Origin of the sequence: Actinoplanes sp. DH11 (assembly GCF_020873875.1) — a bacterium.
Classification (GTDB): Bacteria; Actinomycetota; Actinomycetes; order Mycobacteriales; family Micromonosporaceae; genus Actinoplanes.
Genome location: NZ_JAHWGU010000039.1, coordinates 60,885 through 71,572, shown reverse-complemented (window position 1 = coordinate 71,572; position 10,688 = coordinate 60,885). Strand labels below are relative to the sequence as shown.

Below are 10,688 nucleotides of genomic sequence, written 5' to 3'. Positions count from 1 at the left end.
CCTACCGAACCCGTCACCGGCGAGAACTCCTCGCCAGAGAAACACGCGCCAACCGCTCATAACCGCAGGTCCGTGGGGTCAACTTTCCCGAACCCGCAGAGGGTCAGATTTCAGAAAGCGCTGACAGCCCCATGCGCGACACCATCAACGACAGATGGCATCGCCGCAACTCCCATGTCGGAGTCGCGTAAAACGCTGCGGCGGGCAGGAGCCGTAAGTGGCTACCGCATCGACTGCCGCGATCAGGCTTGCCAGCCTGTCCATCGTCGGCCGACCCATCACGAAGGAGCAGTCCCTGATAGTGGCCTACCGGCCGACACCACTACAGATCTCGCCGTGGGTCGCCGCGGACGAGGCCTACGGGAACAACACCCGGCTGCGCGGTGAACTGCCCAACTCCGCCTGGGTTACGTCCTGGCGGTCCCCTACGATCATCTCGTGCCGATCGACGCTGGTAAAATCCGCTGTCGTGCCGGCCGTTCGGGGTACTTCTTCGGTGCCGCCATAGCTAGTTTTTCTCCCAGGTTTGGATGTCTCCATCAAACCCGGGGCGGAACACGGTGTCGGCGCGCACGAACGCCGGAACACCTCCACCTGCGTGGAAAGGATGCATCGCGTACTCACCCAATGCGGTCAGCGGAACGCCTCCAGCGTGGAGAGAACACCGTCAGGTGCCCGGCCCGCTCGGTACATCAACCGATCGAGGTGTTCTGTGATTTTGGCGGTCCAAGTGGGAAGAAGCTGGCGTTTCATCAGTTCTCGAGAGGATGTGGCCGGTGTTGTCGAAAGTGTTTTCGATGATCTAGCCGCTCAGCGTGAGCAGGGCTTCCCTGGTGAGGTCGCCGAGCTGACCTTCGCGCGACAGCCGTGGCACGGCTATGACGTCGACACCGACAACCACCTGTTCATATCCATCAACGTAGAAACGGGGTTTGGTGCGCTCACCTGGTACGTCATGCAGAACCGGCCACGCGCGAGCGATATCCACGACGTAGTCTGGGTGACGGACAACCCGCAGCCGACGGATGCCGACCCCCGCGTGGTGGCGGATCCGGATGCCGGTGGCTTCTACCACCCCCGTAGTGCTATTCCGTTGGAGCAAGTTAGAGCTGCTTTGGTGGAGTTCTGCGCCACCGGGACTGGGGACCGTCCGGAATGCGTTTCTTGGACTCCCGGAAGGATTGACGGCTGGCGACAGGACGAGCCGTACCGTAAAAGGGCGCCGGACGATTCTGGGGCAAACTTCCCGGATCCATGGGCGAGTGCGTAGCGGTCAGTTGACCGGAATGGCGTGCTCCTCCTGGGAGCCTGGCTCGGCGAGCACATAACGAGCAAACATGCCACGGCTGGAGCTGGCGTGAGCCACGAATCCGCACGTGTAGCCAGTTCGGGTCGACGGGGCATCGCGTTTTAGGAAACCGATGCTCTATCCCCTGAGCTACGAGGGCGCGAAGGCTCATGTTACCGGACCAGCGGCTGCCCCTGAGTGACCACCACTGCCCACCGGTGCCCGGCACTGATCGGCGGCATCGTGGGCGGGGTAGGCCGTCGTCGCGAGCACATGAGGAGCATATGGATCCACCGCCCGGCGGAACGTGGCTCCGGCTGCCACGAGATGACCAGTGCTACCTCAGAGTGACCAGGCGTCCCCGAGCATTTTTGGCGCAACTGATGTCGGGGCGAGCGGCGATGCCGGCCGCGTGCATGCCGGCACGCGCTGGCCCTGATAGTCCGGAGCCGTCCGCAATACGACGCACCTACCCTGTTCAGGTGCCAGGCAGCGGTACGCCTCGGTGCGGTTCCCCGAGCGCTTGCTGTTCGGCACCTCATCCTGCGCCTTAGCCATCGCGCTTGCGGCGGCAGTAGATGATATTGCTAGGGCTTGCCGGGAGGTGCTTTCCGGAGCAGTTCGCCGTTGATTTCCACTTTGCCAGCCTTGCTCAAGAGCATCGGCAACACCATGTCGTCGCCGGTGTCGCACTCGACGTTGGCCTGCTATTTGCGGTGCCAGGTACGGCTACTCGTGTACTTCACGTGGCCGAGTTTGTCGTAGGCGCGGACCTGTACCTTCATCGTCTTTTTCTGTTTCTTGGTGTTGACGCTGAGCACGTACCCGGCTGTGGTGTCCTTGGCGACGACCTTGCCGTTGATGATGAGTTCGACGCGGGCGATGCCGGAGGTGTCGGAGGCCTTGGCGTAGACCCTGACGGTGCCTTTGACCTTGGCTTTGTTCTTCGGCGCTTTGGTGATGGAGACCGAAGGGGCCTTGTTGTCGGCGGTCACGGTGCGGATTGGCAGGGTGCGGGCGAGGCCGAAGCGGTCGGTGACCTTCCAGGTCAGCTTCACCGCGCCGGAGTAGGTGCCCGTCTTGACCGGGAGTGCGTAGGGCGCGGTCTTGTCGGCACCGACGTATTTGCCGTTCGCCCAGAGTTCGGCCTTGGCGACGCCGCCGAGGTCGGTGACGCCGGTAAGCGTGCTGGTGAAGGTGCCACGAACCTTCGTTCCTGAGGCCGGGCTGATGGTGCCGCCGGCGGGTGGGGCGGTGTCGACGCGTACCTTTCGGCTGGCCCAGGTGTGGTTGTCGGCTCGGTCCACGATCGCGATGTCGATCTGGCTGTACCCGTCGCGTTCGGCCTGGACCGGTACGCGGCCTCGCCACAGTTTGGCTTTGGCGTCCCAGGTGAAGGCGCTGGCGCCGTTGACGGGGGAGTAGAGGTAGGCCACGTCGGTGTCCGGCGTCGAGATGGCGACGTCGACGGTCTTGTGGGCGACCGCGTTGGCGGCCGGTTGGGTCATGGTGGCGCGCGGGGCTTTGGTGTCGGCTCGGATCACCGTGCTGAGTTCGCTGACGTTGCCGGCGTAGTCGTAGGCGCGGACGGTGACCGTGAGGGGGCCTTCGGTACCGGGCTTCGGCACCACGGAGGTCTGCCATTGGAGCCGCGTGGCGATGTCGACGACCTTGCCGCCGACGATGGTTTCGACCCGGTCGACGCCGTGGTCGTCGGTGACGACCGCGGCTGAGTATTGTCCTTTTCCGCCGACGAGCTGGTTGTTGGTGAAGCCGGTCGAGGTAAGTACCGGTGCGACGGTGTCGGTGGCGCCGAGGCTGTAGATCGTCCGGGCCGCGTTGACCATCGGCGGGTCGTGGGGCGCCTGAGCGCTGACGAGCTCGCCGTTGTGCCGGATCGCCTCACGGATCTCGGCGGCGGTCGCGGAGGGTTTGAACGCCAGGGCGAGCGCGGCGATGCCGGACAGTGACGCGGTCGCCGCTGACGAGCCGCCGACCTGCCGGCGAACCCCGTCGCGACCGAGCATGACCATGCCGGTGGGGCCGGCGATGTCGACCCAGCGATCCGATGGGCTGTTGCGGGGGTTGCCGCGCCAGGCCACCGCGAGCGCGGGTTCGTACGCGGCCGGGTATCGGCGTGCTGTACCTGTGGCGTTGCCGGCCGACGCCACGATCAGGGAGCCCTTGCCGGCGGCGTACGCGACGGCTTCTCGCAGCATCGTGCTGTCGGTCGGGGTGCTCAGTGACAGGTTGATGATCTGCGCGCCGTTGTCGGCTGCCCAGACGATGCCGGAGGCGACGTTAGCGCTGGTTCCCTGGGTGGCGGAGGTGCCGCGGTCGTGCAGCACCCGCACCGGCATGATCCGGCAGGTGTCGCAGACTCCGCTGGCCGAGGAGTCGTCGTCGTCGATGTCGCCGGCGATCACACCGGCGACCAGCGTGCCGTGGCCGCTTTCGTCGGTGGCGTCATCGTCGCCGCCGATGAAGTCGTATCCGGCGGTGAACCGGTCGGGCTGCAGATCCTTCGTGACGGATACGCCGGTGTCGACCACCGCGACGGTGACGTCTCGGCTGCCGGTGGTCCAGGTCCAGGCCTGGGGGATCTCGGCGTCGTTGAAGCCGGTGTTGCTGCGCGCGGTGTCGGCTTGCACGAGGGCGCCGCGTTCTGCGTAACGCACTCCCGCGGTTTGACCGAGCGTGGCCAGCGCCGAGGCGACCTTGTCGGCGGGCACGTCCACGGTGACGGCGTTCAGGCCCGCCAACTTCCGGAACGGCACGTCCGGACCGAGTGCGGAGATCACCGCGGACGCGTCGGCGCCGTCAGCCAGACCGACGTCCAGACCGACCGGGTCGGCGGTTGCGGCCGTCGCTGGAACAGAGAAGCCCGTCGCCAGCAGTGCCGCGATCAGGGATGAGGAAACGATGCGCAACAAGAACCCCTGTGGAGATGATCTTGGATCCGAGCGATGATACGCGATCGTTCCGCCGTTGGATATCTTCCAAAACGAAGAATCGGTCCCATGTCTATGGACGCCGTTCAGAGGTACTGCGAGGCCGGAGTGGGTTGGGTTGATCGACGCGGAGTGATCAGCGTGCGGTGACTTCTTGGCGCACATTCGTTGACCAAACCTGATCGGCAGGTTTAACGAAGTCATCTGACCTGCGGTTATACGAGCTTCGGCGTAATCGCGGCCGATTGAACGATCCGTTACCGTGCCTGCACCACAGGTATGGGGGACACGTGGAAGCAGAAACCGTCGTCATCGAACGCGAGGCCGAGAAGGTCGCACCGGAGCCGGAACGCAGGAGGCCGCGCCGCTTGCCGGTCGCGCTCGGGCTGATCCTGGTGCTGGCCGCGGCCGTGCGGTTGTTCCGGTTCCCGGGCACCCCGGTCGGGCTCAGCCAGGACGAGGTGTCGGCCGGGTACGAGACGATGTCGCTGCTCGCGGCCGGTACCGATCGGTGGGGCAATCGGTGGCCGGTCTACTTCAGTGCCTTCGGGAGTGGGCAGAACGTGCTCCTGTCGTACCTCAACATGCCCTTCCTGGCGATCCTCGGGCCGTCCCCGCTCGGGCTGCGGCTGTTGCCTGCCCTGCTCGGCGTGCTCAGCGTTTACGCCGCCTATGCGCTGACCACCCGGCTCGCCGGGCGTCGGGCCGGGCTGTTCGCGGCGCTGCTGCTGGCCATCCTGCCCTGGCACGTGATGATGTCGCGCTGGTCGCTGGAGTCGAACATGCTGCCGCCGGTGATGTTGCTGGCGGTGTGGTGGCTGGTGGCGGCGTACCAGTCGCCGCGCCGCTGGCTGCTGCCGCTGTCGCTGGCCCCGCTGGCGCTGGTCTTCTACGCGTACGCGGCCGCGACGCCCGTGGTGATCGTGTTCGTGGTGGCGGTGCTGGCGCGGGAGTGGCGCACCCTGCGTGCGCGCCCGGTCGCGGGCGCCGCCGCAGTCGGGGTCTTCGGCCTGGTGGCCCTGCCGTACGGGCTGTTCGTGCTCGCCAACCAGGTGCTGGGCAGCGTGCCGGGGTGGATGTCGTGGCTGCCGTTCGGCATCCAGCTGCTGCCCGGAAACCGGATCGACGAGATCAACGCGGAGAGCATGGCCGGGGACAACTTCCTGTTCACCCTGCACGGGTTCGACGACTCGCGGCCGTGGAACGTCATGGACCCGTACCTGCCGCTCGGTTTGATCGTGGTGCCCCTCGCGGCGGCCGGGCTCGTCTTCGCGTTGCGCGGCCGTTTCTCGTACCTGATCGCGTTCTGGCTGTTCGCCACGCTGCCGATGTTCTTCCTGTTCCCGTTGAACGTGAACCGGATCAATGTGATCTTCCTGCCGTTGGTCATCCTGGCGGCGCTGGGCCTGGACGGCATCGTGCGGTCGATGAGCGACGCGCGCGCCGGCACCGGTGTGGTCGCCGCGCTGCTGACGGTGGGACTGGTGTACAACGGGGCCTTCGTCCTTGACTACTTCGAGCGCATCGACCGGCTCATCCGGCTCGACTTCAGCTCCGGCGTCGACGGCGCGCTCGCGTTCGCGGCGACGCGGGCCGCGCCCGGCATGCCGATCTACGTGACCGATCAGGTGCCGCTCAACTACCTGTACGTGCTCTTCCACCGGGAGGTGGACCCGCGCGAATTCCGGGCCAACGCGGAGTACGGGATCGACGACAGTCGCTATTTCGTCCGCAACTACCGGTCGTACTACTTTCACCCGGACGACCCGGCGCTGGCCGCGGCACCGGTGTACGTGGCACTGTTCCGCACCGACGAGCCGTCGCGGTGCGCCGGCGGCGGGCGGCCCGGGTTCCTCACCACCGTCGACGCGATCCGGGTAGTCCGCTGCGCCCGTCCCGGGTAAGAAGAGGAGGCCCTGGTAGCGGTATTGCGAACGGATAAGACGAGATGAACGCGTTGAGTAACGAAGCGCACTCTTGCGGCGCTGATCGCGGAGAGTGAGGTGGGGTTGCGCCCGCCACCGCGGCATGGAGGGTGGCGTTTCTATCGGTTTCCGTGCCGGGCGTAGCGCGCGACCATGGTGCGGACCGCGTCGTCCACCACCGCGATCACGCGCTCCGGGGTCACCGTCCATCCCGGAACCACCAGGCTCGGCCAGAACAGGTAGTTGGAGATCATTCCCAGGAATTGCGTGGCGGCCATCTGCGGGTCCGTGATGTCCGCTGTCCCCGCGTCGTGCTCGGCCGCGAGGTAGGTCCGAACCGTCTCGAAGTAGGGCAGCTTGCCCTCGGCGAAGTGCGCCTTGGCCAGCTCCGGGAAGCGGGGCAGCTCGGCGATGACGATGCGGAACAGGTCCACCATCCCCGGCCGGCCCAGCAGTGCCGCGTAATGCCGCCCGAGCGCGGTCAGGCCGGCTGCCAGGTCACCCGCGGACGGGACCTCGGTGTCATCACCACCGGCCCAGGAGTCGATGACGATGGCGTCGAACAGGGCCGCCTTCGTCGGGAACTGTTTGAACAGCGTCGCCTTCGACACCCCGGCTTCCTCGGCGATGCGTGCCAGCGACGCCCGGTCGTAGCCCAGTTCAAGGAACAGCTGCGTGGCGGCCTGCACGATCAGCGCGCGCTTCTGCTGAGCCACCCGCTGGTGGTAGGTCGTCATGCGGCCATCATAGCGAGGTGAGTGGGTTGACTCACCACTCGCTGCGACGTACCGTCCTCATGGTGAGTTGCTCGACTCGCCATTAGCTGCGGAGGACCGTATGTCCCGTTTCACCGACCACACCGTCCTCGTCACCGGCGGGACCGGTGGGCAAGGCGCCAGCCACGTACGCGCCTTCCACGCCGAGGGCGCCAACGTCGTCATCGGCGACATCAATGCCGAGCGCGGCGCCGCCCTCGCCGCCGACCTGGGGGACAGGGCGCTTTTCGTCCGCCTCGACGTCGCCGACGAGAAGTCGTGGGCCGCCGCCGTCGCGGCGACCGAAGAAGCGTTCGGCGCGCTCACCATCCTGGTCAACAACGCCGGAGTGCAGAACCCGCCGGCCCTCATCGAGTCCACCGACCAGGCCACCTGGGCCCGCGTCCTCGACATCAACCTCACCGGCACGTTCCTCGGTATCAAAGCTGCCGCACCCGCCCTGCGGCGAGCGGGCGGCGGGGCCATCGTCAACATCGCCTCCGTCATGGGCGCCGGCGGCACCGCCTTCTACGCGCCATACGTCGCCAGCAAGTGGGCCGTCCGCGGGCTCACCCAGACCGCCGCCCTCGAACTGGGTCGCGACAACATCCGGGTCAACACCATCCACCCCGGCGTCGTCGCCACCGCGTTCATCACCGAACCGGCTGCCGGCGCCGACGCCCCGATCGCCGACTTCTACTCTCCCGAGCCGTTCGCCGTCCCCCGGCTCGGACAGCCCGCCGACATCACCGCGACGCTGCTGTTCCTCGCCTCGCCCGACGCGGCCTTCATCACCGGCGCCGAGCACATCGTCGACGGCGGGCTGCTCCTCGGACCCGCCCTGAAGAACGAGGCAGCATGACGTCACTCTCGCACCTGCCGCCGGAGATCAGGCAAGCCATCGAGATCACACCCACGGCGGACTGGGCTGACAGCAGACTGATGCGCATCCATTTCGGCTGAGGGCCCAGGTCACATCGGGTTCTCCGCGGTCGTCCAGAACGCCGTGAGGCGGTCGGCAAGTGGGCCCGGTACCTGCATGGGCAGGGAGTGCGTGGTGTCCGGCCAGATCTCCACGTGTGCCCCAGGGATGAGCCGGGCCCGGGCGGCCGCCGCGGTGCCACCGGCCTGGGATCGTTGTCCGGCGATCGCGACGTAGGCCGGCACGGTGATGGCGGCGAGGGCAGCACGGCTCTGCGGGCGGGGTGTGGGTAGCGCGGCGCGGAAGTGCTCCACTCCTGCGGCGATCATCGAGCCGATCGGTGTGACCGCGCGGATCTCCTCCACCGTGACGCCGCCGATCGCGGCGAGCGCATGGTCATGCCATCGACGCGGACCGGGCAGAGTTGACACGAAAGCCCAGAACAGCGTGGCCGGCGGTGGCCAGGCGAAGCTGAAAACCGGTTCGATCAGTGCCATCGACGCCAGGCGGCCGGGATGGTGGCGGGCGTGGGCCAGCGCGGTGGCGCCGCCGAAGGAGTGCCCCATCGAGTGGACCCGGCCCAGTCCCATGCGCTCGAGTGTCTGCTCGATCCAGGCAGCCTGGTCCGTGGCGTTACGCAGCGGTGCGGTCTGCACGGACATGCCCGCGTCGCCCACGGCGTCCACGGCCACGACCGTACGCCCGGTCGCCAGCAGGCTCGGCAGGTTCTCGCCCCACATCGGCGTTCCGGCGCTGCGGCCGGGCAACAGCAGGATCGGTGAGCGGTCATCGCCGGCGGCGACCCAGCGGTACGCGCGGACCGTGCCGAACGTGGTGGTGATGTCCTCGACGCTGCTCGGCTCCGGCATGTCGTCCAGGGCCGCCCGGTACGCGGCGGCGTAGCGCTTTCGAGCCTCACGTTGCGGAACTGGCCGAGTCCCATACGCTCACCGTCCGTCTCTCCGGCCGACGTTACGGCACCTCTGCCGGGTTCTGTTGGCCGCTGATTGTCAGGCCGAGCAGCCGCAGGTTCTCCTGTGACGCGCTGCCGGGGTCGGCGGTGTAGAGGAAGAGCGTCTGGTCCTCGTCTCCGGGCAGTGCCAAGGCCTCGTACCGCAAGGTGATCGGCCCGACGGCGGGGTGGGTCATGTGCTTGGTGCCGTGGGTGCGTTCGTGCACCTTGTGGCTGTTCCACCACGTACGGAATTCGGAGCTTTTGATCGTCAGCTCGCCGACCAGTTCGCTGAGCCTGACGTCGTCGGGGTTGCGTCCGGCGTAAAGGCGCAGGGTGCCGACGACGTCGGCGGCCACGGAGGGCCAGTCCAGGAAAGCGGTGCGGGCGTACGGATCCAGGAAGATCCACCGCGTGTAGTTGCGGTCCCGGGCCGGCAGCCGCGTCCAGTCGGTGAGCAGGGCCCGCGCGAGCGGGTTCGCGGCCAGCACGTCGGTGCGCCGGCCCAGGATCAGTGCCGGGTGCTCGGTCATCGAGGCGATCATCTGCTGCATGGCCGGTCGCACCCGCTGCGGCGGTGTCTTCCGGGTGCGGTGCCGGGCCGGTCGCGCGAGGTCGGCCAGGTGGGCGCGGGCGGCCGGCTCCAGCTGGAACACCCGGGCCAGGGCGTCGACGACCGCGTCCGACGGGGTGCTGTGGCGGCCCTGCTCGAGGCGGGTGTAGTAGTCGACGCTCACTCCGGCGAGATGCGCCACCTCTTCGCGACGCAGCCCGCGGACCCGCCGCCCGGCCGCCGTGTCCGGTGCGCCGACCCCGGCCGTCTCGGGGTTCGTGTTCGCCCGGCACGTCCGCAGGAAGCCGCTCAGGTCCGTGTTCGCCGCCATGCCAGAAATTATGGCGCGACCGTTCACCTGCGAGAAGGGCGTGCGGGGGCATGGCGTTCCCAGGTAGCGCTGGGCCGGTTCGGACCTGTCGGCACCGGCGCGGCGGCTCCCAGGATGGAACCCGTCGAGATCCGAGACACCACGAGGGAGCTTCCCATGTCACACCCCACCACCTGGTTCGTCACCGGCACGTCGCGTGGCCTGGGCCGGGAACTTGTCACCCAGCTGCTGCGCCGCGGTGACTCGGTGGCCGCCACCACCCGGTCGGCCCGGCGCCTCGACGAGGCACTCGGCGACGTCGATCGGTCCCGGCTGCTGAGCCTGGAACTCGACCTCACCGACGAGGCGGCCGTCGCGGCGGCCGTCGAGAAGGCCACCCAGCGCTTCGGTCGGATCGACGTGGTGGTCAACAACGCCGGGTACGGCTTCCTCGGCGCGGTCGAGGAGGTCTCCGACGCCGAGGCCCGGCAGATGTTCGACGTCCAGATCTTCGGGGTCTGGAACGTGCTGCGGGCGGTGCTGCCGGCCATGCGGGCCCGGCGCGGCGGCCGCATCGTCAACGTCTCGTCCATCCTCGGCCTGACCGCGTTCCCGGGCTGGGGCCTCTACTGCGCCGGGAAGTACGCCCTGGAAGGCCTCACCGAGGCACTGGCCGCGGAGGTTTCCGGCTTCGGCATCGACGTGAGTCTGATCGAGCCGGGCTACACGCGCACCGACTTCCTGCGCACCAGCTCGCTCGGTCTGCCGTCGGCCACGATCGCCGGTTACGAGGCGATCCGGGAGATGACCGACGCGCATCTGGCGATGCCCGGCACCCAGCTCGGCGACCCGGTCAAGGCCGCCGCCGGGATCATCGGTGTGGCCACCGGCAAGGCCCCGCTGCACCAGCTGCTCGGCTCCGATTCGTACGGGCTGGCGAAGGCCCGCATCGACGCGCTGACCGCCGACGTCGAGAACGGCCGTGAAATGGCCTTCTCCACCGACATCACGCCGGACGCGTAACCCGGTTCC

General features: G+C 67.8%; 8 protein-coding genes. 4 read left to right on the top strand and 4 right to left on the bottom strand.

The annotated features are described in order from the left end of the window. The first annotated feature begins 712 nt into the window (after window positions 1-712). Entirely contained in the window at window positions 713-1,270 is a 558-nt protein-coding gene (locus LPA41_RS36880; protein WP_229075924.1) for an Imm1 family immunity protein, read from the top strand. Window positions 1,271-1,995: 725 nt separating this feature from the next. On the opposite strand, the gene LPA41_RS36875 is transcribed toward LPA41_RS36880, so the two are convergent. Further along, the gene (locus tag LPA41_RS36875) at window positions 1,996-4,218 is read right to left on the bottom strand and encodes a S8 family serine peptidase (RefSeq protein ID WP_229075923.1); all 2,223 of its coding nucleotides are present in this window, start codon (window positions 4,216-4,218) and stop codon (window positions 1,996-1,998) included. 311 nt (window positions 4,219-4,529) lie between these two features. Between LPA41_RS36875 and LPA41_RS36870 the strand changes: the two genes are divergently transcribed. Beyond that, entirely contained in the window at window positions 4,530-6,143 is a 1,614-nt protein-coding gene (locus tag LPA41_RS36870) for a glycosyltransferase family 39 protein (RefSeq protein WP_229075922.1), read from the top strand. A 140-nt stretch (window positions 6,144-6,283) separates the two neighbouring features. On the opposite strand, the gene LPA41_RS36865 is transcribed toward LPA41_RS36870, so the two are convergent. Then, window positions 6,284-6,901, bottom strand: a complete 618-nt coding sequence (locus LPA41_RS36865; RefSeq protein ID WP_229075921.1) for a TetR/AcrR family transcriptional regulator — start codon at window positions 6,899-6,901, stop codon at window positions 6,284-6,286. Between the two features lie 100 nt (window positions 6,902-7,001). On the opposite strand from LPA41_RS36865, the gene LPA41_RS36860 reads away from it, so the two are divergent. Next, window positions 7,002-7,781 carry an SDR family NAD(P)-dependent oxidoreductase gene (locus LPA41_RS36860; protein WP_229075920.1) on the top strand — a complete coding sequence of 260 codons (780 nt, stop codon included), beginning with the start codon at window positions 7,002-7,004 and terminating at the stop codon, window positions 7,779-7,781. Window positions 7,782-7,891: 110 nt separating this feature from the next. On the opposite strand, the gene LPA41_RS36855 is transcribed toward LPA41_RS36860, so the two are convergent. Continuing rightward, window positions 7,892-8,710: an alpha/beta fold hydrolase gene (locus LPA41_RS36855; protein WP_229075919.1), complete on the bottom strand. Its 819-nt coding sequence runs from the start codon at window positions 8,708-8,710 to the stop codon at window positions 7,892-7,894. Window positions 8,711-8,813: 103 nt separating this feature from the next. Then, window positions 8,814-9,677, bottom strand: a complete 864-nt coding sequence (locus LPA41_RS36850; RefSeq protein WP_229075918.1) for a helix-turn-helix transcriptional regulator — start codon at window positions 9,675-9,677, stop codon at window positions 8,814-8,816. Between the two features lie 156 nt (window positions 9,678-9,833). Between LPA41_RS36850 and LPA41_RS36845 the strand changes: the two genes are divergently transcribed. Further along, complete coding sequence (locus LPA41_RS36845) at window positions 9,834-10,679, top strand: SDR family NAD(P)-dependent oxidoreductase (RefSeq protein ID WP_229075917.1); 846 nt, start codon at window positions 9,834-9,836, stop codon at window positions 10,677-10,679. The last annotated feature ends 9 nt before the right edge of the window (window positions 10,680-10,688 follow it).

Coding starts and splice junctions, on each gene's coding strand:
- LPA41_RS36865 (WP_229075921.1), bottom strand. CDS start 6,901: ATGACGACCTACCACCAGCGGGTGGCTCAGCAGAAGCGCGCGCTGATC.
- LPA41_RS36860 (WP_229075920.1), top strand. CDS start 7,002: ATGTCCCGTTTCACCGACCACACCGTCCTCGTCACCGGCGGGACCGGT.
- LPA41_RS36855 (WP_229075919.1), bottom strand. CDS start 8,710: ATGCCGGAGCCGAGCAGCGTCGAGGACATCACCACCACGTTCGGCACG.
- LPA41_RS36850 (WP_229075918.1), bottom strand. CDS start 9,677: ATGGCGGCGAACACGGACCTGAGCGGCTTCCTGCGGACGTGCCGGGCG.
- LPA41_RS36845 (WP_229075917.1), top strand. CDS start 9,834: ATGTCACACCCCACCACCTGGTTCGTCACCGGCACGTCGCGTGGCCTG.